The following is a 26349-nucleotide window of genomic DNA, read 5'->3' on the forward strand; positions in this document are numbered from 1 at the left end:
GCGCGCGTTTCGACCTTCATACGCCCCGGTATCCTGCGGATGTCCACCCCCCTCGAAGCCGAAGGGCACACCCGTGAGCGCCAACCGCCCGGCAGCCGTCGTCGTCCTCGCAGCGGGTGAGGGCACCCGCATGAAGTCCGCGACCCCCAAGGTCCTCCACGCGATCTGCGGCCGCTCCCTCGTCGGGCACGTCGTCGCCGCCTCCCGTGAGCTCGACCCCGAGCACCTCGTCGTCATCGTCGGCCACGCCCGTGAGCAGGTCTCCGCGCACCTGGCCGAGATCGACCCCGAGGTCCGTACCGCCGTCCAGCACGAGCAGAACGGCACCGGCCACGCCGTGCGCATGGGCCTGGAGGAGCTGTCGAACAGCGGTATCGCCCTCGACGGCACCGTGGTCGTCGTCTGCGGCGACACCCCGCTGCTGACCGGCGAGACCCTGAAGCGCCTGGCGGACACCCACGCCGCCGACGGCAACGCCGTGACCGTGCTCAGCGCCGAGGTGCCGGACTCGACCGGCTACGGCCGCATCGTGCGGGACGAGGCGACCGGCGCCGTGACCGCGATCGTCGAGCACAAGGACGCCACCGACGCGCAGCGCGCCATCCGTGAGATCAACTCCGGGGTGTTCGCGTTCGACGCCCAGCTGCTGACGGACGCGCTCGGCAAGGTGCGGACGGACAACAGCCAGGGCGAGGAGTACCTGACCGACGTCCTGGGGATCCTGCGCGAGGCCGGGCACCGGGTCGGTGCCGCCGTCGCGGGTGATCACCGGGAGATCCTGGGCATCAACAACCGCGTCCAGCTCGCGGAGGCCCGCAAGCTGCTCAACGAGCGGCTGCTGCACGACGCGATGATGAGCGGTGTGACGGTCGTGGACCCGGCGACGACCTGGGTCGACGTGACGGTGACGTTCGAGCCGGACTCGCTGGTGCAGCCGGGCACCCAGCTGCTGGGTGCCACGCATGTGGCCTCCGGTGCCGAGGTCGGCCCGAACACGCGGCTGACGGACACCACGGTGGGCGCGGGCGCCCGGGTGGACAACACCGTGGCGGACTCGGCCGTCATCGGCGAGGGCGCGCTCGTGGGCCCGTACGCCTACCTGCGGCCGGGGACGAAGCTGGGCCGGAAGTCCAAGGCCGGCGCCTACGTCGAGATGAAGAACGCCGAGATCGGCGAGGGGACGAAGGTCCCGCACCTGTCGTACGTGGGCGACGCGACGATCGGCGAGTACACCAACATCGGCGCGGCGAGCGTCTTTGTGAACTACGACGGCGTGGCGAAGCACCACACCACGATCGGCTCGCACTGCCGTACCGGATCGGACAACATGTTTGTGGCTCCGGTCACGATCGGGGACGGCGCGTACACCGCCGCCGGCTCGGTCATCACCAAGGATGTGCCCCCGGGCTCGCTGGCCGTCGCCCGTGGCCAGCAGCGGAATATCGAGGGCTGGGTGGCCCGCAAGCGTCCCGGGAGCGCGGCCGCGCAGGCCGCTTCCGTGGCCCTGTCGGACACCGGCGACGAGCAGTGACCGTGACACCGGCACGCCTCGCGGGGCGTACCGTGATAAGCGCACACAAAGCGACATCCAAGGAGACTGTGCTGTGACCGGGATCAAGACGACCGGCGAGAAGAAGCTGATGCTCTTCTCCGGCCGCGCCCACCCCGAGCTTGCCGAGGAGGTCGCGCACCAGCTGGGCGTCGGCCTGGTCCCGACCAAGGCCTTCGACTTCGCCAATGGCGAGATCTATGTCCGCTTCCAGGAGTCGGCGCGTGGCGCCGACTGCTTCCTGATGCAGAGCCACACGGCTCCCATCAACAAGTGGGTCATGGAGCAGCTGATCATGATCGACGCGCTGAAGCGCGCGTCGGCCCGTTCCATCACGGTGATCCTGCCGTTCTACGGCTATGCCCGTCAGGACAAGAAGCACCGTGGTCGTGAGCCGATCTCGGCCCGTCTGATCGCGGACCTGATGAAGACGGCCGGTGCGGACCGCCTGCTGACGGTGGACCTCCACACCGACCAGATCCAGGGCTTCTTCGACGGTCCGGTGGACCACCTGTTCGCGCTGCCGATCCTGGCGGACTACGTGGGCGCCAAGGTGGACCGCGACAAGCTGACGGTCGTCTCCCCGGACGCCGGTCGCGTGCGGGTCGCCGACCGCTGGTGCGACCGTCTGGGCGCGCCGCTGGCGATCGTCCACAAGCGTCGTGACAAGGACGTCGCGAACCAGGTGACGGTTCACGAGGTCGTGGGTGACGTCAAGGGCCGTGTCTGTGTGCTCGTCGACGACATGATCGACACGGGTGGCACGATCTGCGCCGCCGCCGACGCGCTGTTCGCGCACGGTGCCGCGGATGTGATCGTGACGGCGACGCACGGTGTGCTGTCGGGTCCGGCGGCGGATCGTCTGAAGAACTCGAAGGTGAGCGAGTTCGTGTTCACGAACACGCTGCCCACGCCGAACGAGCTGGAGCTCGACAAGATCACGGTGCTGTCGATCGCGCCGACGATCGCCCGTGCCGTGCGCGAGGTCTTCGAGGACGGTTCGGTGACGAGCCTCTTCGACGAGCTGGGCTGAGTCGGGCCGAGTGCTGTAACGATCATGCAGTCGCGTCGGTGACGCGGTGATCGATTTCTGAGCGGCCTCCCCCGCCGGGTAGACTCCTGGAGTTGCTCGGCGAGGGAGGCCGCACTGCTGTTCGCAGTGTGCGGCGGTCCGTTATCGACGCGCTCTTCGTAGCAGGCCTGTCGTGGGCCGGGTGACCGTCCACAACAGCTGTTACTCGAGGAGTGCACCATGGCTGAGATCAAGCTCGCCGCCACCGTCCGCACCGACTTCGGCAAGGGCGCCGCCCGCCGTATCCGTCGCGCCGACCAGGTTCCCGCCGTCGTCTACGGCCACGGTGCCGAGCCGGTTCACGTGTCCCTGCCGGGCCACGACCTGATGATGGCCCTGAAGAACCCGGGCGTCGTCCTCTCCCTGGACATCGAGGGCCGCAACGAGGTCGTCGTTCCCAAGCAGGTTCAGCGCGACCCGCTGAAGGGCTTCCTGGAGCACGTCGACCTGCTGGTCGTCAAGGCCTGAATCCCGGCCTGAGTCACGCCCCTCGCGGGTTTTCTTTCCGACCGCCGTCCCGTTCCCTCGCCGGAGCTGGGCGGCGGTTGGCGTATGAAGGAGGTATGCGCATGACGGACGACTCCAGCCCCTGGCTGATCGTGGGCCTCGGCAATCCCGGCCCGGAGTACGCGGGCAACCGCCACAACGTGGGGTTCATGGTCGCGGATCTGCTGGCGGAGCGGATGGGCGGCAAGTTCAAGGCGCACAAGGCGCGGGCGCAGGTCGTCGAGGGCCGGGTCGGTCCGCCGGGGCCGGGGAGCCGCCGGGTGGTGGTCGCCAAGCCGATGTCGTTCATGAATCTGTCGGGTGGTCCGACGACGGCGCTGCGCGACTTCTACAAGGTGCCGGTGGAGCGGATCGTCGCGGTGCATGACGAGCTGGACATCGATTTCGGGCAGCTGCGGCTGAAGCTCGGTGGGGGTGACAACGGCCACAACGGTCTGAAGTCCATCACCAAGGCGATGGGTCCGGACTACTGCCGGGTGCGGTTCGGGATCGGCCGGCCGCCGGGGCGGATGCAGGTGGCGGATTTCGTGCTGAAGGACTTCTCGTCCACGGAGCGCAAGGAGCTGGCCTTCGAGGTCGACCGTGCGGCGGACGCGGTGGAGACGCTGATCGTGGACGGTCTGGAGCGGGCGCAGAGCACGTACAACTCGTGACCGGGTGCGCCGGACGGGCCGGGATCGCGACGATCCCGGCCCGTCCGGCGTTTCCGTAGGGGGTCAGCCGGTGTTGCGGAGGCCCGCGGCGACGCCGTTGACGGTCAGGAGCAGGGCTCGTGCCAGGAGCGGGTCCGCGTCCTGGCCCTGTTCGGCGGCGCGTCGCTGGCGGTCCAGCAGCGTCACCTGGAGGTAGGAGATCGGGTCGAGGTAGGCGTCGCGGATGTGGAAGGTCTGCCGCAGCACCGGGCTCGCCGCCAGCAGCTCGTCCTCGCCCGTGATGCGCAGGACTTCCCGCACGGTCAGCTCGTGCTCCGCCCGGATGGTGTCGAAGACGTGCTTGAGCTCGTCGGGGACGAGGGTGTCGACGTAGTGCTGGGCGATGCGCAGGTCGGTCTTGGCGAGGGTCATCTCGACGTTGGACAGGAAGTTCTGGAAGAAGTGCCAGTGGGTGTGCATTTCGTCCAGGACGGTGTCCAGGCCGGCTTCGCGGGCGGCCTTGAGGCCGGAGCCGACGCCGAACCAGCCGGGGACGATCTGGCGGGACTGGGTCCAGCCGAAGACCCAGGGGATGGCGCGGAGGCCGTCGAGTCCGGCGCCGGAGTCGGGGCGGCGGGAGGGCCGTGAGCCGAGGTGGAGCTCCGCGAGCTGGTCCACCGGCGTGGAGGCGAAGAAGTACGCCGGCAGGTCCTTGTCCTCGACCAGGCGCCGGTAGGCGGCGTGGGCGGCGTCGGAGACGGTGTCCATGGCCGCGTCCCAGCGGGCGAGGGCTTCGTCGGACTGGCGGGGGGCGGTGTGGAGGGCGGAGGCCTGGAGGGTGGCGGCGACGGTCAGTTCCAGGTTCTCGCGGGCGAGTGCTGGGATCAGGTACTTGTCGGAGATGACCTCGCCCTGTTCGGTGACCTTGATCTCGCCTTCGAGGGTGCCCCAGGGCTGGGCGAGGATCGCGTCGTGGGTGGGGCCGCCGCCGCGGCCGACGGTGCCGCCGCGGCCGTGGAAGAGGCGGAGGCGGACGCCGTAGCGGTGGGCGACGTCGCGCAGGCGGCGCTGGGCGCGGTGGATCTCCCACTGGCTGGTGGTGATGCCGCCGAACTTGGAGGAGTCGGAGTAGCCGAGCATGACTTCCTGGACGTCGCCGCGCAGCGAGACCAGGCGTCGGTAGGAGGGGTCGGCGAGCATTTCGTCGAGGAGGCGGTCGGCTTCCTTGAGCTCGTCGGTGGTCTCCAGCAGCGGCACGATGCCGATCTTCGCCCAGCCGGCGTGGAGGTCGACGAGGCCGGCTTCGCGGGCGAGGACGGCGGCGGCGAAGACGTCGTCGGCGCCCTGGCACATGGAGATGATGTAGGACTCGACGACCTCGGGGCCGAACTTCTCCAGGGCTTCGCGGATGGTGCCGAAGACGCCGAGGGTCTTGGCGCCCGCCGCGTCCAGGGGTGCCGGGCTGGGGGCCAGGGGGCGGCGTGAGCGGAGTTCCTTGGCGAGGAGCTTGCGGCGGTAGTCGCGGGGCATGTCGGCGTAGCGCCAGGATTCCTCGCCGAGGCGGTCGAAGAGCTGGCCGAGGGCGTGGTGGTGGGCGTCGGCGTGTTCGCGGACGTCCATGGTGGCGAGGTGGAGGCCGAATGCCGCGAGGGTGCGGATGGCTCGTTCCAGGCGGCCGTCGGCGATGAGGCCGCCGCGGTGGACGCGGAGGGAGTCCTGGATGAGCTGGAGGTCGGTGAGGAGGTCGGCGGCGCCGAGGTAGTCGCGGCCTTCCTGGTGGGGGGTGCCCTTGGCGAGGCGCTCTCGGGTGTTGACGAGCTTCTGGCGGACGCAGGTGGCCTTGAGGCGGTAGGGCTCCTCGGCGTTCAGCCGCTTGTAGCGGGGGCTGATCTCGGGGAGTGCTTCGAGGTCGCGCTGGAGGGAGGTGAGGAGTTCCTCGGTGGCGCCGCTGTTGCGGATGGAGTTGGAGAGGGCGCCGCGGAGGTCGTCGACGAGTTCGAGGGCGTCGGTGATGCCGTGTTCGTGCTGCAGTATCAGCACGTCCCAGGTGACCTGGGGGGTGACGTTGGGGTTGCCGTCGCGGTCGCCGCCGATCCAGGTGCCGAAGGTCAGCGGGCGGGTGCCGGCGGGGAGGCCGACGCCGACGCGGTCGAGTTCGGCGGCGAGGTCCTCGAGGACGTCGCCGACGGCGTCGGCGTGGAGTTCGTCGAGGTAGTAGATGGCGTTGCGGGCCTCGTCGGTGGGCTCGGGGCGGGCGACGCGCAGTTCGTCGGTCTGCCAGAGCAGGTCGATGTTCTCGGCGAGGCGGAGGTCGGTGCGGCGCTTGTCGCCGGTGCCGGTGGCGGCGGGGGTGTCGAGGAGTTCGGCGATGCGGCGGAGCTTGTTGAGGACGCTGCGGCGGGCGGCTTCGGTGGGGTGGGCGGTGAAGACGGGGCGCACGCCGAGGTTCTCGACGGTCTGGCGGAGGTGCTCGGGGTCGGCTTCCTTGAGCTGGTCGGCGGTGCGGGCGAGGATCGAGCCCTCGGCGTCGCGCCGGGCGCGCAGTTCGCGGCCGCGGTGGACCTGCTCGGTGACGTTGGCCAGGTGGAAGTAGGTGGAGAAGGCGCGGACGAGCTTGGCGGCGGTCTCCGGGTCGGTGCGGGCCAGGAGTGCGGCGGCGGCTTCGCCGTCCGTGCGGGTCAGTGCCCGGACGCGTTCGACGAGGTCGAGGAGCTCTTCACCCTCCTGGCGGACCAGGGTCTCGCCGAGGAGATCACCGAGACGGCGGATGTCGGCGCGCAGGGCGGCATTGGTCTGGTCGGCACTGCTCACAGGTGCTGCTCCTTGCAGAGTTTCCGGCACTTCTGGAGGGGTGGCGGACCGCGCTGTCCGACGGCAACAGCATAGGTCGCCGCCCGACGCGCGGTCGCCCGTGGCCCTCTTGCTCACGCGCCCGGCCCTGCCATACTTACGAAGCCGTAGGTTACGGAACCGTAGGAACCGTGACCAAGATCCGACCCCCATGAGGGAACCCATGACTGCAAGCCCCGACGTGCTCGAAGACGCGCCGAAGGCCCAGGAGACCCCGCTCCCCTCCGCCACGCTGGGCGGGGAGCAACGCCGGTCGATCGAGCAGATCACCCTGCTGCTGTTCATCGTCGTTCCGTTCGTCGCCCTGCTCGCCGCCGTCCCGCTGGCCTGGGGCTGGGGGGTGAGCTGGCTGGACCTGGGCCTGCTCGTGGCCATGTACTACATCGGCTGCCACGGCATCACGATCGGCTACCACCGGTACTTCACCCATGGTGCGTTCAAGGCCAAGCGGCCGCTGCGGATCGCGCTGGCGGTCATGGGCTCGCTGGCGGTCGAGGGCCCGGTGGTCCGCTGGGTCGCGGACCACCGCAAGCACCACAAGTTCTCCGACGCGGAGGGTGACCCGCATTCGCCCTGGCGTTACGGCGAGTCCGTCCCGGCCCTGCTGAAGGGGCTGTGGTGGGCGCATGTGGGCTGGATGTTCGACCAGGAGCAGACGCCGCAGCAGAAGTACGCGCCGGATCTGATCAAGGACCCCGCCGTTCGTGCGGTCTCGCGGCAGTTCGTGCTGTGGACGATGGTCTCGCTGCTGGTGCCCCCGCTGGTGGGCGGGCTGGTGACCTGGTCGTGGTCCGGCGCGGCGACGGCGTTCTTCTGGGGTTCGCTGGTGCGGGTGGCGCTGCTGCACCATGTGACGTGGTCGATCAATTCGATCTGCCACGCGGTCGGCAAGCGTCCGTTCAAGTCGCGGGACCGTTCGGGGAACGTGTGGTGGCTGGCCGTGCTGTCGTGCGGTGAGTCCTGGCACAACCTCCACCACGCCGATCCGACGTCGGCGCGGCACGGTGTGCTGAGGGGGCAGCTGGACTCCAGCGCCCGTATCATCCGCTGGTTCGAGCGGGCGGGCTGGGCGTACGACGTGCGCTGGCCGAACGCCGCCCGGATCGAGTCCCGGCGGGCGGGCGGGGAGAAACGGGATAAGGAGGATGCCGCGCACGCGGCATGATTGACGGCGTGGCGATCGACAGCAACACCAGTGACAAGGACCTGCCCGCTGCCTCCGGGAGCCGGCGCGGCCGGCCCCGCCGTGTGCGGATGACCGGCGCGGAGCGCCGTGAGCAGCTGCTGGACATCGGTCGCACGCTCTTCGCCGAGCGGGGCTTCGAGGGGACGTCGGTGGAGGAGATCGCGGCGAAGGCCGGGGTCTCCAAGCCGGTGGTCTACGAGCACTTCGGCGGCAAGGAGGGGCTGTACGCGGTGGTCGTGGACCGTGAGATGCGGCGGCTCCTCGACATGGTCACGGGCGCGCTGACGGCGGGCCATCCGAGGGAGCTGCTGGAGCAGGCGGCGTTCGCCCTCCTGGACTACATCGAGAAGTCCACGGACGGCTTCCGGATCCTGGTGCGGGATTCGCCGGTGGCGCAGTCGACGGGTACGTTCGCCTCGCTGATCAGCGATATCGCCACGCAGGTCGAGGACATCCTGGGCCTGGAGTTCAAGGCGCGCGGCTTCGATCCGAAGCTGGCGCCGCTGTACGCGCAGGCGCTGGTGGGCATGGTGGCCCTCACGGGCCAGTGGTGGCTGGACGTCCGCAAGCCGCGGAAGGCGGAGGTGGCGGCGCACCTCGTGAACCTGGCCTGGCACGGGTTGGACGGGCTGGAGCCGAAGCCGCGCCTGGTCGGCCACCGCAAGTCCTGACCCGCCCGGGCCGGGTGGCCCCCGGGGGGGGACGGCGGGGGTGGTTCGGCACCGCCGGGCTCCCCGGTGGGGGTTGCGCGCCGTCGCGGCGGGGTGGGGTGCCCCTGTCCCGCCCTTTCACCGTTCCCCGGGTGGGGGTCTGGGGGCTTGCCCCCAGGAAACGGGAAGGGGGCGGGACCGGGGCTCAGGCCTGCGCCCCCGGCCGCGCCACCACGAAGATCCGCCGGAAGGGGAACACTGTTCCCGCCGGGCCCGCCGGGTAGGCGTCCCGCAGGAGCGCCCCGTACTCCGCGAGGAACGCCTCCGTCGCGGCCGGATCATCGGCGAGGCCGGTCAGGACCGGCCGAAGCCCCGTGCCGCGGATCCAGTCGAGGACGGGGTCCTCGCCCTGGAGGACGTGGAGGTACGTCGTCTCCCACGCGTCCACCTCGCAGCCGAGCGCCGTCAGCTCCTCCAGGTACGCGGCGGGCGGGTGTACGTCGAGGGTGCGGCGGCCCGCCGCGCCCAGGCGGTCGCGCCAGCGCGGGGACGCGCACAGCTCGCGCAGCAGCGCGTGGCTGGGGGCGTCGCTGTTCCCCGGCACCTGGAAGGCGAACGTGCCGCCGGGTGCGAGGCCGGCCAGCCAGGCCGGGAAGGCCCGTACGTGTTCCGGCACCCACTGGAGCGCGGCGTTGGAGACGATCAGGTCGTAGTGGCCGTGCGGCGGCGTCCAGTCCGTCAGGTCGGCGGGGGCGAAGTCGAGGCGGCCGCCGCCGGGTGTCGGGCCGGCGTGGGCGGCGGCTTCGGCGAGCATGGGGGCGGAGTTGTCGTAGCCGGTGATGTGCGCGTCCGGCCAGCGGTCGGCGAGCAGGGCCGTGACGTTGCCGGCGCCGCAGCCGAGGTCGGCGATGCGGGCGGGGTGGCCCGGCGGGTCGGGCACTCGGGCGAGCAGTTCGCGGAAGGGCCGGGTCCGGTGCCCGGCGTGGCGGAGGTACTGGCCGGGGTCCCAGTCGGGGGTGTGGCGCACCATGCGACCTATCTTGACATCAAGAGACTTCATGTCGACAGACCTACTACAATGATCCCATGGAGGACGAGGTCGATCGGCTGGTCGCGGCGTGGCGTCGAGAGCGCCCCGATCTCGACGTGGAACCACTCGAAGTGCTCAGTCGCGTCTCCAGACTCGCCCGGCACCTGGACCGGGCGCGCAGGATCGCCTTCGCCGAGCACGAGCTCGAGCCCTGGGAGTTCGACGTCCTGACCGCCCTGCGCCGCGCCGGGGACCCGTATCAGCTCTCCCCCGGGCAGCTGCTGACCCAGACCCTGGTCACCTCGGGCACCATGACCAACCGCATCGACCGGCTCGCGAAGAAGGGCCTGGTCCAGCGGGAGCCGGACCCCAACGACCGGCGCGGGGTGCTCGTCCGGCTCACCGCCGAGGGGCGGGACCGCGCGGATCAGGCGCTCGCCGGGCTGCTCGCCCAGGAGCGCGCGATCCTCGGCGAGCTGTCCACCGCTCAGCGCGCGGAACTGGCGGGGCTGCTACGCCAGTTGACCGCCCCGTTCGACAACGTCCCCGGCTAGGTCCACCGGGCCCACCCCGGCCCGCCGGGCCAGCGCGACGGCGGCCAGGGTGGAGTGCACCCCGAGCTTGCCGAGCACGTTCTGCATATGGGTGCGGACGGTGTGCGGGGAGAGGTAGAGCCGCTCGGCGACGGCCTTGCGGCCCAGCCCGGCCACCATGCAGCGCAGCACCTCGCGTTCGCGCGGGGTCAGCGACTCCACCAGCCGCTCGCTCTCGGTGCGGTGCTTGCGCGCGGCCGTCAGCTCGCGCAGTACGCCCGTCAGCAGAGCGGGCGGCAGATGCGTCTCGTCCCGCAGCACGCCTCGTATCACCGACAGCAGGCGTGAGAGCGAGCAGTCCTTGGCCACCCAGCCGCCGGCCCCCGCCTGGAGCGCCGCGGCCGCGCGCCGCGGGTCGTCGCGCTCGGCCAGGACGACCGTCCGCACCCCCGGATGGCCCGAGCGGACCCTCGCCACCAGCGAGATGCCGTCCACCGCGCCCTCGCCCGGCCCCGAGCCGTCCTGGCCGGGGCCCCGCGACTGCGCGGGTACGTGCGCGACGTCCGGGCCCACCGTGCCGAGGTCGGCATCGATCAGCAGCACGTCGAACCGCCGCCCTTCGCCCGCCGCGCGCTCCAGCGCGCGCAGCGCCGCCGGCCCGCTGCCGGCCGCCGAGACGTCCACGTCCTGCTCCGCCGCGAGGGCGGCGGCGAGCGACTCGGCGAAGATGCGGTGGTCGTCGACCACCAATACCCGAATACGTGCCACAACCACCCCCATGTCCCGGTAGGCGGAGGCAGTGCGGGTACGGCGCCCGAACCCGGGGCCGCCACGCGCGCACGGCCGCCGCCGTGCCCTGACAACCACCCCGCCCCGGGCGTCGTACCTGCCTGTCTCGCCCCCTGATCAGCGCCGGCCCCCACCGGCACTGTGCATCAGCGTACGGCCGGGGTCGGGCGACGGAAGCCGATTGGCAAAACTGCTTGACCCGGGTGTTTATCGTGAGCTTTATGTTCAGTATTGAGGCGGTGAACGACTCGGAACGACGTGATGTGGTCCTCGCGCGACTCCGCGCGACCAATACCGAACGTTCGTCCGTCATGCGGGCGTTGCGGGGAACATCCGTCGAGCGCGACGTCCCCGTGGGCTCGCGGTTGCCTCTCCCCTGACCCGCCCCTTCCCGCAACCGGGGCTTCCCCCGCCCGCCCCCGGGACCTAGAGCTCGCGACGGGCGCCCTCGTCCGCCGTCGTCGGGAAGACGCGCGGCGCGGCGTGCCCGGCGGTCGCGAAGGCGGTCGTCACGGCGCGTTCGACCGCTTCGGCCGCCGGCTCGTCCGTGAGGACGAGGGCCGAGCCGCCGAAGCCGCCGCCCGTCATCCGCGCGCCCAGCGCGCCCGCCCCGGTCGCCGCGGCGACCACCAGGTCCAACTCGGGGCAGGAGACGGCGAAGTCGTCCCGCAGGGAGGCGTGCCCGGCCGTCAGGAGGGGGCCTGCGGCGCGGGGGTCGCCCGCGTCGAGCAGCGCGGCCACGGCCCGTACGCGCTCGTTCTCGGAGACGACGTGCCGCACCAGCGCGCCCGCCCCGGGCACGGCCCGCACCTCCCGCACCGCCGCGTCGAGTTCCCCGTACGGGACGTCACGCAGGGCGCGCACCCCCAGTGCGCGCGCCGCCGCCTCGCACCCCGCGCGCCGCCGTGCGTATTCGCCCTCCCCCAGGTCGTGTTTGACACGCGTGTCGACGACCAACAGGCGCAGGCCGTGCGCCGCCAGGTCGAAGGGGAGGTGCCGGTGGGTGAGGTCGCGGGTGTCCAGATGGAGCGCGTGGCCGGCCTCGCAGCATGCCGAGGCGGTCTGGTCCATGATCCCGCAGGGGACGCCGGCGAAGGCGTTCTCGGCCCGGCGCGCCAGCCGGGCCAGCTCCGGGCGGGCGAGCCCGAGCCCGTACAGCCCGTCGAGGGCGAGCGCGGTGGCGATCTCCAGGGCGGCGGAGGACGAGAGGCCCGCCCCCACCGGCACCTCGCTCTCCACGTGCAGGTCCGCGCCCGCCACCGCGTGCCCCGCCTCGCGCAGCGCCCACAGGACGCCCGCCGGGTACGCGGCCCAGCCCCGCACCGTCCCCGGCCGCAGCTCGTCCGGTGTCACGGTCACGACGCCGCCCGGCATGTCCGCCGAGTGCAGCCGCAGCCGTCCGTCGGCGCGGGCGCGGGCCGCCACCCGGGTGCGCAGGGGCAGGGCGAGCGGCATCACGAAGCCGTCGTTGACGTCCGTGTACTCGCCGATGAGGTTCACCCGGCCGGGCGCCGCCCAGACGCCCTCGCAGCCGGTGCCGTACACGGCCCGGAAGGCGGCGGCAGCGGCGGCGGTCACGGGCGGTTCCGGGCCGCGCCGTGCCGTGCGAAGTCCCAGGCGTCCTCGACGATCGCGGCCAGGTCGGGGCGGCGCGGCCGCCAGCCGAGCAGCCGGTGCGCCCGTTCGGCGGAGGCGACGAGCACCGCGGGGTCGCCCGGCCGGCGGGGGCCGGCGGTCTCCGGGACGGGGTGCCCGGTGACCTTGCGGACGGTCTCGACGACCTCGCGGACGGAGAAGCCGCGCCCGTTGCCGAGGTTGCAGATCAGGTGCTCGCCGGGGCGGGCGGCGCCGAGGGCCAGGAGGTGGGCGTCGGCGAGGTCGGCGACGTGGATGTAGTCGCGGACGCACGTGCCGTCGGGGGTCGGGTAGTCCTCGCCGTGGACGGAGACCGCCTCGCGCTCCCCCAGGGCGACCTGGAGGACGAGCGGGATGAGGTGGGACTCGGGCGCGTGCCGCTCGCCGTGCCGCCCGTAGGCGCCCGCCACGTTGAAGTAGCGCAGGGAGACGGCGGCCAGGCCGTGGGCCGCGCACTCGCCGGCGATCATGTGGTCGACGGCGAGTTTGGTGGCGCCGTAGGGGCTGGTGGGGGCGGTGGGGGCGTCCTCGGTGACCGGGACGGCGGCGGGTTCGCCGTAGGTGGCGGCGGTGGAGGAGAAGACGAGGGTGCGCACGTCCGCGTCCCGCATGGCGGTGAGCAGTGCGAGCGTGCCGCCGACGTTGTTGCGCCAGTACCGGTCGGGGTGGGTCACCGACTCCCCCACCTGTGAGAACGCGGCGAAGTGGAGGACGGCGTCATGGCCGGCGACGAGCTCGGGGGCCGTCTCCTGCACCCGGCCCTCGATGAAGCGGGCCCCTTCGGGCACGGCGTCGCGGTGACCGGTGGAGAGGTCGTCGAGGACGGTCACCCGGTGGCCGGCGGCCAGCAGATGCGCGGCCACGACGCTGCCGACATAGCCGGCACCGCCCGTGACCAGGTACGTTCCATCGCCTTCGGGGCTCATGCGCTCGCCACCTCGCGTAGTCGGTCGGCCGCGGCCTCCGGCCGCACGTCGTTGATGAACACGTTCATGCCTGCCTCCGAACCCGCGACGAACTTCAGCTTTCCGGGGGCCCGGCGGCTGGTGAAGAGCTCGAGGTGGAGCGCGAATTCACTCCTGTGGGGGTGCCGGAAGGGCGCCTGGTGCCAGCCGGAGACATAGGGCGTCGGCGGCTGCGCGGGGCCGAAGATCCGGTCGAAGCGCCGCAGGAGCTCCAGGTAGACCCGGGGGAACTCCGCGCGGGCCGCGTCGTCGAGGGACGGCAGGTCGGGCACCCGGCGGCGGGGGTGGAGCCGGATCTCGTACGGCCAGCGGGCGGCGTACGGCACGAAGGCCAGCCAGTGGTCGCCGTCGAGGACGATCCGGCGGCCGTCGGCGAGCTCGTCGGCCACGACGTCGTCGAAGAGGTTCCGGCCGCCCGTGCGCTCGCGGTGGGCGGCGGCGGAGTCGAGCATCCGCCCGGTGCGCGGGGTGACGAAGGGGTAGCCGTAGATCTGGCCGTGGGGGTGGCCGAGGGTGACGCCGATCTCGTGGCCGCGGTTCTCGAAGCAGTAGACCTGTTCGACGGCGGGGAGCAGGGCGAGTTCGGCGGTGCGGTCGGTCCAGGCGGCGAGGACGAGCGCGGCGCGGTCCTCGTCGAGGGCGGCGAAGGAGGCGTCGTGGTCGTCGGTGAAGCAGACGACCTCGCAGCGGCCGCTGTCGCCGGAGAGGGCGGGGAAGCGGTTCTCGAAGACGGCCACCTCGTAGGCGGGGGCGGGGATTTCGGTGGGGCGGCCGTCGCGCGAGGGGCACAGCGGGCAGGAGTCGGCGGCGGGGTGGAGGGGGCGGTCCTGGCGCTGGGCGGCGATGGCGACGCCGTCGCCGACGAGCGGGTCGCGGCGGATCTCGCTTGCCGCGTCCGGGGGTTGGAGGGGGCGGCGGTCGGTGGTGTCGCGCACGGCGTCGTCGCGGGAGTCGAAGTAGAGCAGTTCGCGGCCGTCGGCGAGCCGGGTCGCCGTTTTCTTCATCCGACGTCTCCTCACACACCTTCACACATAACCGCACACAAGGAATCATGACCCGACAGCACGGTCAACAGCGCCCCGGCGACCGAGAGGTGAAGCATGCGCTATTCGGCCGAGAGTCTGCGGCTCCCCGTCAACTGGCTCGACTACGTCATCCTCGCGAGCTACTTCGCCGTGGTCCTGGGCATCGGCGTCGCGGCGCGCCGTTCGGTCCGCACCAGCCTGGACTTCTTCCTCTCCGGCCGGTCCCTGCCCGCCTGGATCACCGGGCTCGCGTTCGTCGCCGCCAACCTCGGTGCCACCGAGATCCTGGGCATGGCCGCCAACGGCGCGCAGTACGGCGTGTACACCGTGCACTGGTACTGGATCGGGGCGATACCGGCCATGGTCTTCCTGGGTCTGGTGATGATGCCGTTCTACTACGGGTCGAGGGTCGGCTCGGTGCCCGAGTTCCTGTTGCGGCGCTTCGGGCCCGCCTCGCACCTGCTCTCCTCGGTGATCTTCGCGGTGTCGTCGGTGCTGATCGCGGGCGTCAACCTCTACGCGCTGGCGCTCGTGCTGCGGGCGCTGCTGGGCTGGCCGCAGGGCGTGGCGATCGTCGTCGCGGGGCTCTTCGTCCTGGCGTACATCACGCTCGGCGGGCTGTCCTCCGCGATCTACAACGAGGTCCTGCAGTTCTTCGTCATCCTGGCGGCGCTGGTGCCGCTGACGGCCGTGGGCCTCGCGCGCGTCGGCGGGCCGGGCGGGCTGTGGGACGCGCTCTCCGCCGAGCGGGGCGAGGACTTCCTGAGCGCCTGGGGCGGTACGGGCATCGGCCACGCCAATCCGCTGGGCGCCAACTGGCTGACCATCGTGCTGGGGCTGGGCTTCGTGATGAGCTTCGGGTACTGGACGACGAACTTCGCCGAGGTGCAGCGGGCGCTGTCCGCGAAGGACCTGGGCGCGGCGCGGCGGACGCCGCTGATCGCCGCCTTCCCCAAGCTGCTGGTCCCGCTGGTGGTGGTCGTGCCGGGGCTGATCGCCCTGGTGCTGGAGCCGTCCCTGGGCCGGGCCGGCGGCGGGCTGAGCTACAACGACGCCATCCCCGTGCTGATGCGCGACCTGCTGCCCAACGGCATGCTGGGCGTCGCGGTGACGGGCCTGCTCGCGGCGTTCATGGCGGGCATGGCCGCCAACGTGTCGTCCTTCAACACCGTTTTCACCAGCGACATCTGGCGGGCGTACGTACGGCCGGGCCGCCCCGACGCGTACTACCTGGCGACCGGCCGCGTGGTGACGGCGCTCGGCGTGTTCGCGGGGATGGGCACGGCGTTCATCGCCTCGTCCTTCTCCAACATCATGAATTATCTGCAGACGCTGTTCTCGTTCTTCAACGTGCCGCTCTTCGCGGTCTTCGTCATCGGGATGTTCTGGAGGCGGGCCACGACCGCGGCGGGCTTCTGGGGGCTGCTGTCGGGCACGGCGGCCGCGATGGTCAACTACTTCTGGCTGTACCGGCGGGGCGTCATCGGCATCCCCACGGACCAGGGCGCCAACTTCGTCTCGTCCATCGTGGCGTTCGCCGTCGCGGCCGTCGTGATGCTCGTGGTCTCGCTCGTCACCGAGCCGAGGCCCGCCGGGGCGCTGACGGGGCTGGTGTACGGGACGGCCGCCGCGCCCGTCGAGGGCGGGACCGCCTGGTACCGGAGGCCCGCGCCGCTCGGCTGGGGCGCCGTGCTCCTGGCCGCCCTCTGCTACGTCCCCTTCTCGCTGTAGGACTCCTCTGTCTGTAGAACCCCTCTGTGCAGAACCCTCTCGATCGAGGAGAACGCTGTGAAGAGCGCCTTCGACATACGGCGGGTCATCGGCGGCCTGTTCACCGGCTACGGGCTGCTGCTCACCGCCGCCGGTCTGGCCGCCTCCGACGCGGACCTGCGCAAGGCCCAGGGGGTGAACGTCAACCTCTGGGCCGGTCTCGGCATGCTCGCGTTCGGCGGGCTCTTCCTCTGGCTCAGCCGCCGCCCTGCTGACCCGGCACCCCCCGGGGAGGGCCCGGGGGACGGGGAGGGCTGACCGGCGCGGGGGCGCTCGCGGCGCCGCCCGTGGCGCGGTCCAGCAGGCCCGTACGGGCGGCCAGGGCGGCCGCCTCCAGCCGCGAGCCCACCCCGAGCTTCATCAGGACGCGCTGGACGTGGGTGCGGGCCGTGCTGGGCGCTATCCCCATGCCCGCGGCGATCAGCCGGGTGTCCTCGCCCTCGGCGACCCGCACCAGGACCTCGACCTCGCGCGGGGTGAGCAGCTGGAGCAGCCGGGCGCCCTCGTCGTCGGGCTGGGTGGCGGGGTTGAGGAGCTCGGTGAAGGCGCCCTGGAGCAGCTGGGGCTCCACGGCGGCCTCGCCGGCGCGGGCCTTCATCATGGCCCGTTCGACGCCTTCGATGCGTTCGTTGTGGCGGACGTAGCCGGAGGCGCCGGCGGCGAAGGCGGCCGCGATGCCCAGGGGGCTCGGCACGGGGCCGAGCACGACGACGGCGACCTGGGGGCGCTCCCGTTTGATCCGGACGACCGGGTCGAAGGCGCCCGGCTCGGCCGGGGACGCCGTGCCCAGCAGGCACACCTCGGGGGCGCGGCTGATCACCAGGTCGGCCGCGCCGGCGCTGGGCGCGGCCGCGGCCAGTACGCGGTGCCCGCGCAACTTCAGTGCCGAGGCGAGGGCCTCGGCCAGCAGACGATGGTCGTCGACGACCATGAGCCGCACGCCCATTGAGCTTCCCCCCTGTCGCCCGCTGCCGCCCACTGCCGCTCGCGCACGTCTCCCCGGCACCCTCTTGCCCGGGAAGCTACACGCTTGTTCGACGTTCCGCGCCCCTTACCGGTGAGAAGTCCCCCGGAATGCCGAAATCCCTGCCAATCACGTGTACTTCGCGACTGAAACGGATCGTTCAGGCATGCACACGCGGTGGGCAGGGATACGGCTGGAGTGCTCGTCAAGCGATCAGTATCAACTACCGCCGAAAATCATCACCAGATACTGCTTCCCGAAACTCACGGAGCTGGGCTTGTTGGCGAAACTGCCGCCCAAGTAGAGGCGGCCCTGGGACCAGAGGGTCGGCTGGATGGTCGGCGAGAGCATGCGCTCGCTCTGCGCCGACGCGGCCGGATTCTTCAGCAGGACATCGGTCTTGAACGACTTCGGATCGATCCGGACCACCTGGCCGCCGGCCTTGTAGGTCGGGTCCTGGTAGCCGATGGGGTAGCCGTCCTTGTCGACGCCCAGCGGGGTCAGCGTGGACCCCGGAAGGCCCTCGGCCTTGCCCCGGGACTGGCCGGTGGCCAGGTCGAACCCGACGATCTCGTTGACGCGGCCGACCTGCTGGGCGTTGCCGCTGGAGTGCTCCTCGGAGGGCAGGAAGAGGGTGTCCTTGGTGACGGCGAGCTTGGTGCAGCCCTCGACGTTCGTCGAGGGGCACTTCGGCGTGAATCCGCCGTTGCCCGTGGAGATCTTGGAGCGCAGCTTGCCGTCGGTGGCGCTGTCGTCGATCGCCAGGAAGTCGGAGGCGCCGCTGCCCTTGTCCCCTCCGGCGTCGACCGCGATGACCAGCGGGTCGGTGGACGCGATGTGCACCCACTGGAGGCCGGCGGGGGCCTTGTAGACGGACTTGGGCGCGCCCGACGCCGGGTCGAGCGTCTGCACCTGCATCTGGGGGCGCGCGTAGTCGCCGCAGCGGCGGACCGCGACGAGCTTGGAGCCGCCGCCGTAGCCGTCGTCCCGGCAGTCGTCGCCCGGCTTGGGCTTCCACAGCTCCTTGCCGCCGTCCAGCGACCAGGCGGCGCCGCCCGCCGTGCCGCCCGCGGCGACGGTGCCGCCGCCGATGGTGACCTCGCCGAAGCGGAGGTCCTGGTCGCCGCTCTTGGCGGACTTCTGCCAGAGCTTCTTCCCGTTGTTCAGGTCGAGGGCGACGACCTGGGTGCACTGGGCGTTGTTGGCCTTGCTGTCCTTGACGACCAGCGCGGTCTTGCCGTCGGCCGTGGTCTGCTGGGACGGCCAGCAGACCTCGCCGTCGAGCGGGACCTCCCACTGCTTGCCGCCGGAGAGGCCATAGCCGACGATCTTGTAGATGTCGGCCTTGGCGAAGACCTTGTCCGTCGCCCACATGCCCTTGACGCTGATGAGGTCGTCGGCCTTGGGCTGGTCGACGGTGAAGAGCAGCTTGCCGTCGACGGTCTTGGGGGCCTTGCCGCCGCCGCCCTGGGCCTGGCCGCCCTGGGTGCCGGCGCCGGAGTTGGCCTCGGTCTTCTTGCCGTCGTCACCGCCGCCGCCCTTGGTGGCGAACCAGATGCCGCCGCCGGCGACGACCAGTACCGCGGCGACCGCGCCGGCGATGAGCGCCATCCGCTTCTTGGGGCCGTTGCCGCCCGGGGCTCCGGTGGGCGCGCCGGCGGGGAACTGGGCGGTGGGCCCGTACCCGCCGTACTGCGGCTGCGGCTGGCCGGGAACGCCGGGCGCACCGGGGGCGCCGGGGTAGCCGTAACCGCCGGGGGCGCCGGCCGGGCCGGGGTAGCCGTAGCCGGGAGCGGCGGGGGCGGCCGGGTAGCCGTAGCCGCCGGGGGCGGCGGACGGCGGGGCCTGCGGGGCCGCGCCCGGGGCGGGCGGGACCGCGGGGGCACCCGGCGGGGGGTTCTGCGGGGCGCCCGGCGGCGGGACCGCGGGCGTGCTCAGCATGGTGGGCGGCGGGGCCTGGGGCGGGGTCTGCGGGGCCGCACCCGCCTGCGGCGGCTGCGGGGGCTGCTGGGGCGCGCCGGCGGGCGGGGGCACGGGCGGGCTGACCATGGTGGGCGGCGGGGCCTGCGGGGCGGCGCCCGGGGGCGGGCCCTGCGGCGGCTGCGGGGCGCCGAAGCCGCCCCGGGGGTCCTGGGGTGCGCCGAAGCCGCCGCCCGGCGGTCCCTGCGGTGGCTGGGGGGGCTGCGGCGGCTGTGACATCAGCTTTCCTCTTTACGCGCGACCGGGGCTTCCTGCACCGCATGAATCCCGCCAGTGTGCGGCAGGCGAGCGGGTGTTCTTTGTACCACCCGGCGCGGACACCCCAAGGGCCGATCTCGGATGTATCCACCACCTGAGACCGGCCCGTGACGAGACTGTTGCGCCTGACGGCGCCTTACGGTCTCAGGCGTCCTCGGCGAGTTCGAGCCAGCGCATCTCCAGCTCGTCGCGCTCGTCGGCCAGTTCCCGCAGCTCGGCGTCGAGCTTGGCCACGGCCTCGAAGTCCGTCGCCTGCTCGGCGATCCTCGCGTGGAGCTTGGCCTCCTGCTCGCTGATGCGGTCCAGGCGGCGCTCGATCTTCTGGAGTTCCTTCTTCGCCGCGCGGGCGTCGGCGGCGGGCTTGGCCTTGACGGCGGCGGGCGCGGCCGGGGCGGCCGGCGCGGCGGCCTCGATGACGCGCTGACGGCGCTCCAGGTACTCGTCGAGGCCGCGCGGCAGCATCCGCAGCGCCCGGTCGCCGAGCAGCGCGTAGACGCGGTCCGTGGTGCGCTCGACGAAGTACCGGTCGTGGCTGATGACGACCATCGAGCCGGGCCAGCCGTCGAGGAGGTCCTCGAGCTGGGTGAGGGTCTCGATGTCGAGGTCGTTGGTGGGCTCGTCGAGGAAGAGGACGTTGGGCTCGTCCATCAGCAGCCGCAGGATCTGCAGGCGGCGGCGCTCACCGCCGGAGAGGTCGCCGACGGGCGTCCACTGCTTCTCCTTGGTGAAGCCGAACTTCTCGCAGAGCTGTCCGGCGGTCATCTCCCGGCCCTTGCCGAGGTCGACGCGGTCGCGGATCTGCTGGACGGCCTCCAGGACGCGCTTCGTCGGGTCGAGTTCGGCGACCTCCTGGGAGAGGTAGGCGAGCTTCACGGTCTTGCCGACGACGACCTTGCCGGCCGCAGGCTGCTTCTCGCCCTGGGTGCGGGCGGCCTCGGCGAGGGTGCGCAGCAGCGAGGTCTTGCCGGCGCCGTTGACGCCGACGAGGCCGACGCGGTCGCCGGGGCCCAGCTGCCAGGTGAGGTGCTCGATGAGCGACTTGGGGCCGGCCTGGACGGTGACGTCCTCCAGGTCGAAGACGGTCCTGCCCAGCCGGGAGCTGGCGAACTTCATCAGCTCGGAGGTGTCGCGCGGCGGCGGCACGTCCGCGATGAGCTCGTTGGCGGCCTCGATGCGGAAGCGGGGCTTGCTGGTGCGGGCGGGGGCGCCGCGGCGCAGCCAGGCGAGCTCCTTGCGCATCAGGTTCTGCCGCTTGGCCTCCTCGGTGGCGGCGATCCGCTCCCGCTCGGCGCGGGCGAAGACGTAGTCGCTGTAGCCGCCCTCGTACTCGTGGACGGTGCCGCGCTGGACGTCCCACATGCGGGTGCAGACCTGGTCGAGGAACCAGCGGTCGTGGGTGACGCACACCAGGGCCGAGCGGCGGGCCTGGAGGTGGCCGGCCAGCCAGGAGATGCCCTCGACGTCGAGGTGGTTGGTGGGCTCGTCCAGGACGATGAGGTCCTGCTCGGAGATGAGCAGCTTGGCCAGCGCGATGCGGCGGCGCTCGCCGCCGGAGAGCGGGCCGATGACGGTGTCGAGGCCCTGCGGGAAGGCCGGCAGGTCGAGGCCGCCGAACAGGCCGGTGAGCACGTCGCGGATCTTGGCGTCGCCGGCCCACTCGTGGTCGGCCATGTCCCCGAGGACCTCGTGCCGCACGGTCGCGGCCGGGTCGAGGGAGTCGTGCTGGGTGAGGACGCCCATGCGCACGTGACCGGCGTGGGTGACGCGACCCTTGTCGGCGTCCTCCAGCTTGGCGAGGATGCGGATGAGCGTGGTCTTGCCGTCACCGTTGCGGCCGACGACGCCGATCCGGTCGCCCTCGTTCACCCCGAGGGAGATGCCGTCGAGCAGCGCACGCGTGCCGTACACCTTGTCGACGGCTTCCAGATTGACCAGGTTGGCTGCCATGCCGCTGCCGCTCCTTGATTCGTGGGACTCCTCCCAGGATCCCACGCCGGGAGCGGGGCCCCGGACCCAGGCCCGGGGCCCCGGGGTCAGATGCGGATACGTCCGCTGCTGCCGTTGCCGAAGCCCCCGGCGATCCGTCCGTAGGCGGGCCAGCCGCCGTGGCCGTCGCCGCCGGCGTTGCGCCAGGCTCGGAGGCCGTTGTCGTCGTCGACGACGACGTAGTCGGCCTTGCCGTCCCCGTCGACGTCGGAGAAGCGGACCTGGTCGGAGCGGGCGCCGGGAACGCCGGTGGCGATCGTGCCGAGGGCGGTCCAGCCGCCGCGGCCGTCGTTGTTGTGCCAGGCGCGGACGGAGCCGTCGGCCTGGAGGGCGATGTAGTCGGCCTTGCGGTCGCCGTCGAGGTCGGCGAGGCGGACGTCGGGGCCGGGCACGCCGGTGCCGTCGGCGATCACGCCGAGGGAGGTCCACGCGTCGCGGCCGCCGTCGTTCCGCCAGGCGCGCAGGGAGCCGTCGGCGCCGACGAGTACGTAGTCGGCCTTGCCGTCACCGTCGATGTCGGCGAAGCGGACCTGGTCGCCGGTGGCGCCGGGAACGCCGGTGGCGATCAGCCCGTAGGGCGACCAGTCGTCGCGGCCGCCGCCGGCGTTCCGCCAGGCCCGGACGGAGCCGTCGGCGCCGACGACGAGGTAGTCGGCCTTGCCGTCGCCGTCGATGTCCGCGAACCGGACGTCACGGCCGGAGGCTCCGGGGACGCCGGTGGCGATCCGTCCGAGGTCGTCCCATTCGTCGCGGCCGCCGCCCCTGTTGCGCCAGGCGCGGACCGTACCGTCGCGTTCGACGACCACGTAGTCGGCCTTGCCGTCGCCGTCGATGTCGACGCGGTGGTCGCCGCGCGGCACGGGCCGGGGCGGGGCGGGCAGCACGTCGACGGACTCACGGATCCAGCCGTCGGCGGCGGCCTTGGCGACGCCCTGGTAGAAGGCGTCGGCCATCTTCGCGAAGCCGCCGTCGCCGGGGTGCAGCCGGTCGTTCAGGTCGTCGGGAGCGGTGACGGCGCCCATGGACACGTAGCCGACGCTCGCGCCCTTCGCCCGGCGCTCGGCGACCAGGCCGGGGAGGGCGGCGTTGTACGCGTCGACACGCTGCTGGGCGCCGTGGTCCTTGTGCGGGACCAGGGAGGAGACGAGGACGGTGACGCCGGGGGCGGCGGTGGTGATCTGGTCGACCAGGTGGCCGAGGCGGGCGGGCGCGCGCTGCGCGTCCGTGTCCCGGTCGATGTCGTTGGTACCGATGTTCAGCAGGACGACATTGGGGTGGGCGGCGGCGAGCCACTGCTCGACGTTCTCGGAGAGGTCGTCGATCTGCCAGCCGGGGTGGCCCTCGTTGTTCTGGCCGTTCCGCTGTACGGAGCCCACGAACCGCAGGTCGCCGGCGTGGGGGGCCAGCCGGTCGCGCAGGGCGACGCGGTAGCCGTCGCCCTGGGAGCTGCCGACGCCCCAGGTGATGGAGTCGCCCAGCGGCATGACCGAGAGCCGGGGCACCTTCCAGTCCTGGGCGGCGGGCGCGGCCGTAGCGGGGGCGGCGGCGAGCAGGGCGGGTATCAGTGCCGCGCCCAGCAGGGGCGCGGCGAGTCTCGCCGCGCGGCCGCGGCGGGGATGGGATCTGATCTTCACATCGCCGACATGTATCAGGTCCGCCGCCGACGTCCCGCTACGCCCCGCGCGCCACCACCGTCGCTCCCGGCACCGGGCCGGAGGTGACGCGGACCGCCCGGCAGGTGCCGGAGGAGCGCAGCGCGTCGGCCACCTTCTCGGCCTCCGCCTCACCGGCGGTCAGGAACGCCGTCGTCGGGCCGGAGCCGGAGACCATGGCGGCCAGGGCGCCGGCCTCCTCGCCCGCCGCCAGCGTCGCGGCGAGCGACGGGCGCAGGGAGACGGCGGCCGGCTGGAGGTCGTTGCTCACGGCGGCCGCCAGCGCCGTCGCGTCGCCGGTGCGCAGGGCGTCCCGCAGGGCGGCCGACGGCTCCGGGTCGGGGACGGGCGTGGTGCCGCGCAGCCGGTCGCACTCGGCGTAGACGGCCGGGGTGGACAGGCCGCCGTCGGCGACGGCGAACACCCAGGAGAAGGTGCCGCCCGCCTCCAGCGGGGTCAGCAGCTCGCCCCGGCCGCGGCCGAGGGCCACGCCGCCGACGAGGCTGAAGGGCACGTCGCTGCCGAGCTCCGCGCAGATCTCCAGGAGCTCCTCGCGGGAGGCGCCGGTGCCCCACAGGGCGTCGCAGGCGAGGAGGGCGCCCGCGCCGTCCGCGCTGCCGCCGGCCATGCCGCCCGCGACGGGGATGTCCTTGTCGATATGGATGTGGACGTTCGCCTCGCGCCCGTGGCGGGCCGCGAGGGCGAGGGCCGCGCGGGCGGCCAGGTTGGTGCGGTCCAGGGGGACCTTGTCGGCGTCCGGGCCGGAGCAGGTGACGCGCAGCTCGTCGGCGGGGCGGACGGTGACCTCGTCGTACAGGCCGACGGCCAGGAAGACGTTGGCCAGGTCGTGGAAGCCGTCGGGGCGCAGCGGGCCGACGGCGAGCTGGACGTTGACCTTCGCGGGGACGCGGACCGTCACGGACGCGGTGGTCACTGCGCGGCGCCCTTCTTCTCGGCGATGGCGGCGAACTCGTGGACGGTCAGCGCCTCGCCGCGGGCCTGCGGGGAGATCCCGGCGGCGACCAGCGCGGCCTCGGCCGCGGCGGCCGAGCCGGCCCAGCCGGCCAGCGCGGCGCGCAGCGTCTTGCGGCGCTGGGCGAAGGCGGCGTCGACGACGGCGAAGACCTCGGCCTTGGTGGCCGTCGTGTCGATGGGCTTGTCGCGGCGGACCAGCGAGACGAGGCCGGAGTCGACGTTCGGCGCGGGCCAGAAGACGTTGCGGCCGATGGCGCCGGCCCGCTTGACCTCGGCGTACCAGTTGGCCTTGACCGAGGGGACGCCGTAGACCTTGTTGCCGGGCTTGGCGGCGAGACGGTCGGCGACCTCGGCCTGGACCATGACGAGGGTGCGCTCGATGCTGGGGAACCGGTCCAGCATGTGCAGCAGCACGGGCACGGCGACGTTGTAGGGCAGGTTGGCCACGAGGGCGGTGGGCGCCGGGCCGGGCAGCTCCTGCACGTGCATGGCGTCGCTGTGGACGAGCGCGAAGCGGTCGGCGCGCTCGGGCAGCCGCTCGGCGATCGTCCCCGGCAGCGCGGCGGCCAGCACGTCGTCGATCTCGACCGCCGTGACGCGGTCGGCCGCCTCCAGCAGGGCGAGGGTCAGCGACCCGAGGCCGGGCCCGACCTCGACGACGACGTCGTCGGGCCGCACCTCGGCGGTCCGCACGATGCGCCGGACCGTATTGGCGTCGATCACGAAGTTCTGGCCGCGCTGCTTGGTGGGGCGCACCCCGAGGGCGGCGGCCAGTTCGCGGATGTCGGCCGGGCCGAGCAGGGCGCCGGACTCGCCGGACTCGTCTGTGCTGGGGCTGGAGCTCACCCGTGAAGTTTACGGCCGCACACGGGCCAGGGACTCGCCCCCCGGCTGACGTACAGCTTCTTGGCCCGCATGGTCTGCTCCTCGGCCGGGGCGTCCTGGGGGCGGCCGGCGCCGCCGAGGGACTGCCAGGTGTGGGTGTCGAACTGGTACAGGCCGCCGTAGGTGCCGGACGGGTCGACGGCGTCGGGCCGCCCGCCCGCCTCGCACTGCGCGAGCCCGCTCCAGTTGAGCCCCTCCGCGCCCTGCACGGTGGTGGGCCGGGCCTTGGTGCCGACCTTGACGATCTCGGTGCGGGGCTGGCGGACGACCTCGGAGCGGATCTTCTTGGGCTTCTGCTTGACGCCGTTGACGGTCCGCAGGGAGTACGTGACGCGCTCGACGCCCTTCTCGCCGCGCTGGGCGACGACCTCGGTGCCCTTGTAGAGCGAGGGGTCCTCGCGGCGCTCGGTGGCGAAGTCGATGGGCTCCTCCTTGACCTCCTCGTCGGCGGAGATCCGCATGACGGAGATCGTCTGGCCCTCGCGGGGGAAGCTCTCGGGGTCGACGGAGGTGGTGTCCTCGCCGCGCAGGCCGATGCCGGCCTGTTCGATGGCCTCGCGGACGGTCGCGGCGTTGGTGCGGACGGTGCGTTCGCGGCCGTCGGCCATGAAGGTGACGGTGCGCTCGGTGCGGACGTCCAGGTCCAGGCCCTTGCGCCCGATGGGCGCGGAGCGGGACGCGGACAGATAGGCGCCCTCGGCCCGGACGCCGAGCTGGCGCAGGGCGCCGTCGACGGTGCGGGCGGTGGTCCACACCTGGCGGCGCTCCCCGTCGAGGGTGAGGGAGACGGGCCGTCCGTAGCGGACGATGACGCGGTCGCCGGAGGCCAGGTCGTGGTGGCGGCCGGGGGCGACGATGTCGTGCTCGCCGACGGCCATGCCCTCGTCGGCCAGGAGCTCCTCGACGTCGCCGGCGAAGGTGTGGAGGGTGCGGGGCCTGCCGTCGACGCTGAGCTGGACGGCCTTGTCCCCGGCGATGAAGGCCGACGTGCCGCCGGCCAGGAACGCCACGACGAGCGCCTGCGGCAGCAGCCGTCGCAGCGGCTCGGCGCCCCGCTCGCGGGGCGCCGAACGGCTCCCGGACCGCTCGCCCGCCCCGGCCCCGGGCCGGGGGGCGGCGCTCCGCCCCGAGCGCTTGCGACCGCCGGCCGCGGCCGCCGCCGCCCGCCGCGAGGCGGCCCGGCCCCCGGGAGCGGGCACGACGGCGCCGCCGGGGCCGGCGCCGTGGTCCGGCCCGGGGTCGGCGTCGGCCCCGAGGCCGATCACGGGCGGGCCCGTCACGGGAAGGCTGTCGGCCACGGCGACCCCGGCGGGGGCGGGGGGGCCATAGACCCCGTGGGCGTCATGGGCGCCGTGGGGCCCGGGGGTGCCGTGGGGCCCGGAGCCACCGTGATCCCCGGGTGCCCCGTGGGGCCCGGAGCCACCGTGAGGCCCGGGGACGCCGGGGGCCTCAAAGA

General features: G+C 72.8%; 21 protein-coding genes and 1 pseudogene. 9 read left to right on the top strand and 13 right to left on the bottom strand.

Annotation, left to right across the window (positions count from 1 at the left end):
- Positions 1 to 73: 73 nt before the first annotated feature.
- From glmU to pth, 4 genes and pseudogenes are all read left to right on the top strand, one after another.
- Positions 74 to 1531, top strand: a complete 1458-nt coding sequence (glmU, locus tag IE096_RS22200) for a bifunctional UDP-N-acetylglucosamine diphosphorylase/glucosamine-1-phosphate N-acetyltransferase GlmU (protein ID WP_189454449.1) — start codon at positions 74 to 76, stop codon at positions 1529 to 1531.
- A gap of 73 nt (positions 1532 to 1604) precedes the next feature.
- Positions 1605 to 2582, top strand: coding sequence for a ribose-phosphate diphosphokinase (locus IE096_RS22205; RefSeq protein ID WP_099199608.1), 978 nt, complete (start codon positions 1605 to 1607; stop codon positions 2580 to 2582).
- 219 nt (positions 2583 to 2801) lie between these two features.
- Positions 2802 to 3083 (top strand): annotated as a pseudogene (locus tag IE096_RS22210) (50S ribosomal protein L25); the annotation flags it as partial.
- A 107-nt stretch (positions 3084 to 3190) separates the two neighbouring features.
- Positions 3191 to 3781: an aminoacyl-tRNA hydrolase gene (pth, locus tag IE096_RS22215; RefSeq protein ID WP_189454450.1), complete on the top strand. Its 591-nt coding sequence runs from the start codon at positions 3191 to 3193 to the stop codon at positions 3779 to 3781.
- A 63-nt stretch (positions 3782 to 3844) separates the two neighbouring features.
- On the opposite strand, the gene ppc is transcribed toward pth, so the two are convergent.
- On the bottom strand, positions 3845 to 6571 hold the full coding sequence (gene ppc, locus IE096_RS22220; RefSeq protein ID WP_189454451.1) for a phosphoenolpyruvate carboxylase: 2727 nt from the start codon (positions 6569 to 6571) through the stop codon (positions 3845 to 3847).
- A gap of 202 nt (positions 6572 to 6773) precedes the next feature.
- Between ppc and IE096_RS22225 the strand changes: the two genes are divergently transcribed.
- Positions 6774 to 7775, top strand: a complete 1002-nt coding sequence (locus tag IE096_RS22225; RefSeq protein ID WP_189454454.1) for an acyl-CoA desaturase — start codon at positions 6774 to 6776, stop codon at positions 7773 to 7775.
- A complete protein-coding gene (locus tag IE096_RS22230; RefSeq protein WP_189454456.1) occupies positions 7772 to 8467 on the top strand; it encodes a TetR/AcrR family transcriptional regulator in 696 nt (231 codons plus the stop codon). The genes IE096_RS22225 and IE096_RS22230 overlap by 4 nt, the downstream gene beginning before the upstream one ends.
- A gap of 184 nt (positions 8468 to 8651) precedes the next feature.
- Here IE096_RS22230 and IE096_RS22235 read toward each other — a convergent pair whose 3' ends face one another.
- Entirely contained in the window at positions 8652 to 9476 is an 825-nt protein-coding gene (locus IE096_RS22235; RefSeq protein WP_189454458.1) for a trans-aconitate 2-methyltransferase, read from the bottom strand.
- A 56-nt stretch (positions 9477 to 9532) separates the two neighbouring features.
- Here IE096_RS22235 and IE096_RS22240 point away from each other — a divergent pair, with 56 nt between their 5' ends.
- On the top strand, positions 9533 to 10030 hold the full coding sequence (locus IE096_RS22240; protein WP_189454460.1) for a MarR family winged helix-turn-helix transcriptional regulator: 498 nt from the start codon (positions 9533 to 9535) through the stop codon (positions 10028 to 10030).
- Here IE096_RS22240 and IE096_RS22245 read toward each other — a convergent pair.
- The 4 genes from IE096_RS22245 to galT all read right to left on the bottom strand — a co-directional run bounded on the left by IE096_RS22245 (position 9989) and on the right by galT (position 14402).
- Positions 9989 to 10777: a helix-turn-helix transcriptional regulator gene (locus IE096_RS22245; RefSeq protein WP_229354716.1), complete on the bottom strand. Its 789-nt coding sequence runs from the start codon at positions 10775 to 10777 to the stop codon at positions 9989 to 9991. The genes IE096_RS22240 and IE096_RS22245 overlap by 42 nt on opposite strands.
- Positions 10778 to 11224: 447 nt before the next feature.
- Positions 11225 to 12376: a galactokinase gene (gene galK / locus IE096_RS22250; RefSeq protein WP_189454463.1), complete on the bottom strand. Its 1152-nt coding sequence runs from the start codon at positions 12374 to 12376 to the stop codon at positions 11225 to 11227.
- On the bottom strand, positions 12373 to 13359 hold the full coding sequence (gene galE / locus IE096_RS22255; protein WP_189454465.1) for a UDP-glucose 4-epimerase GalE: 987 nt from the start codon (positions 13357 to 13359) through the stop codon (positions 12373 to 12375). The genes galK and galE overlap by 4 nt, the downstream gene beginning before the upstream one ends.
- On the bottom strand, positions 13356 to 14402 hold the full coding sequence (gene galT, locus IE096_RS22260) for a galactose-1-phosphate uridylyltransferase (protein ID WP_189454467.1): 1047 nt from the start codon (positions 14400 to 14402) through the stop codon (positions 13356 to 13358). The genes galE and galT overlap by 4 nt, the downstream gene beginning before the upstream one ends.
- A 96-nt stretch (positions 14403 to 14498) precedes the next feature.
- Here galT and IE096_RS22265 point away from each other — a divergent pair, with 96 nt between their 5' ends.
- The gene (locus tag IE096_RS22265) at positions 14499 to 16154 is read left to right on the top strand and encodes a sodium:solute symporter family protein (RefSeq protein WP_189454468.1); all 1656 of its coding nucleotides are present in this window, start codon (positions 14499 to 14501) and stop codon (positions 16152 to 16154) included.
- Positions 16155 to 16211: 57 nt separating this feature from the next.
- A complete protein-coding gene (locus tag IE096_RS22270; protein WP_308430372.1) occupies positions 16212 to 16451 on the top strand; it encodes a hypothetical protein in 240 nt (79 codons plus the stop codon).
- On the opposite strand, the gene IE096_RS22275 is transcribed toward IE096_RS22270, so the two are convergent.
- The 7 genes from IE096_RS22275 to IE096_RS22305 form a co-directional block, all read right to left on the bottom strand.
- Entirely contained in the window at positions 16390 to 17139 is a 750-nt protein-coding gene (locus IE096_RS22275) for a response regulator transcription factor (protein ID WP_189454469.1), read from the bottom strand. The two genes, IE096_RS22270 and IE096_RS22275, sit on opposite strands and share 62 nt — an antisense overlap.
- 237 nt (positions 17140 to 17376) lie before the next feature.
- Positions 17377 to 19356, bottom strand: coding sequence for an outer membrane protein assembly factor BamB family protein (locus IE096_RS31880; protein ID WP_189454470.1), 1980 nt, complete (start codon positions 19354 to 19356; stop codon positions 17377 to 17379).
- A 183-nt stretch (positions 19357 to 19539) separates the two neighbouring features.
- Positions 19540 to 21342 carry an ABC-F family ATP-binding cassette domain-containing protein gene (locus IE096_RS22285; RefSeq protein WP_189454471.1) on the bottom strand — a complete coding sequence of 601 codons (1803 nt, stop codon included), beginning with the start codon at positions 21340 to 21342 and terminating at the stop codon, positions 19540 to 19542.
- Positions 21343 to 21428: 86 nt separating this feature from the next.
- Positions 21429 to 23015 carry an FG-GAP-like repeat-containing protein gene (locus IE096_RS22290; RefSeq protein ID WP_189454472.1) on the bottom strand — a complete coding sequence of 529 codons (1587 nt, stop codon included), beginning with the start codon at positions 23013 to 23015 and terminating at the stop codon, positions 21429 to 21431.
- A gap of 37 nt (positions 23016 to 23052) precedes the next feature.
- On the bottom strand, positions 23053 to 23967 hold the full coding sequence (locus tag IE096_RS22295; RefSeq protein WP_189454473.1) for a 4-(cytidine 5'-diphospho)-2-C-methyl-D-erythritol kinase: 915 nt from the start codon (positions 23965 to 23967) through the stop codon (positions 23053 to 23055).
- Positions 23964 to 24854, bottom strand: a complete 891-nt coding sequence (gene rsmA, locus IE096_RS22300; RefSeq protein ID WP_189454474.1) for a 16S rRNA (adenine(1518)-N(6)/adenine(1519)-N(6))-dimethyltransferase RsmA — start codon at positions 24852 to 24854, stop codon at positions 23964 to 23966. Before rsmA ends, IE096_RS22295 begins: the two co-directional genes overlap by 4 nt.
- Complete coding sequence (locus IE096_RS22305; RefSeq protein ID WP_373298199.1) at positions 24851 to 26191, bottom strand: resuscitation-promoting factor; 1341 nt, start codon at positions 26189 to 26191, stop codon at positions 24851 to 24853. Before IE096_RS22305 ends, rsmA begins: the two co-directional genes overlap by 4 nt.
- Positions 26192 to 26349: the final 158 nt, after the last annotated feature.

The organism is Streptomyces abikoensis, assembly GCF_014648775.1.
Classification (GTDB): Bacteria; Actinomycetota; Actinomycetes; order Streptomycetales; family Streptomycetaceae; genus Streptomyces; species Streptomyces abikoensis.

Coding starts and splice junctions, on each gene's coding strand:
- pth (WP_189454450.1), top strand. CDS start 3,191: ATGACGGACGACTCCAGCCCCTGGCTGATCGTGGGCCTCGGCAATCCC.
- IE096_RS22225 (WP_189454454.1), top strand. CDS start 6,774: ATGACTGCAAGCCCCGACGTGCTCGAAGACGCGCCGAAGGCCCAGGAG.
- IE096_RS22230 (WP_189454456.1), top strand. CDS start 7,772: ATGATTGACGGCGTGGCGATCGACAGCAACACCAGTGACAAGGACCTG.
- IE096_RS22235 (WP_189454458.1), bottom strand. CDS start 9,476: ATGGTGCGCCACACCCCCGACTGGGACCCCGGCCAGTACCTCCGCCAC.
- IE096_RS22240 (WP_189454460.1), top strand. CDS start 9,533: ATGGAGGACGAGGTCGATCGGCTGGTCGCGGCGTGGCGTCGAGAGCGC.
- galE (WP_189454465.1), bottom strand. CDS start 13,359: ATGAGCCCCGAAGGCGATGGAACGTACCTGGTCACGGGCGGTGCCGGC.
- galT (WP_189454467.1), bottom strand. CDS start 14,402: ATGAAGAAAACGGCGACCCGGCTCGCCGACGGCCGCGAACTGCTCTAC.
- IE096_RS22265 (WP_189454468.1), top strand. CDS start 14,499: ATGCGCTATTCGGCCGAGAGTCTGCGGCTCCCCGTCAACTGGCTCGAC.
- IE096_RS22275 (WP_189454469.1), bottom strand. CDS start 17,139: ATGGGCGTGCGGCTCATGGTCGTCGACGACCATCGTCTGCTGGCCGAG.
- IE096_RS31880 (WP_189454470.1), bottom strand. CDS start 19,356: ATGTCACAGCCGCCGCAGCCCCCCCAGCCACCGCAGGGACCGCCGGGC.
- IE096_RS22285 (WP_189454471.1), bottom strand. CDS start 21,342: ATGGCAGCCAACCTGGTCAATCTGGAAGCCGTCGACAAGGTGTACGGC.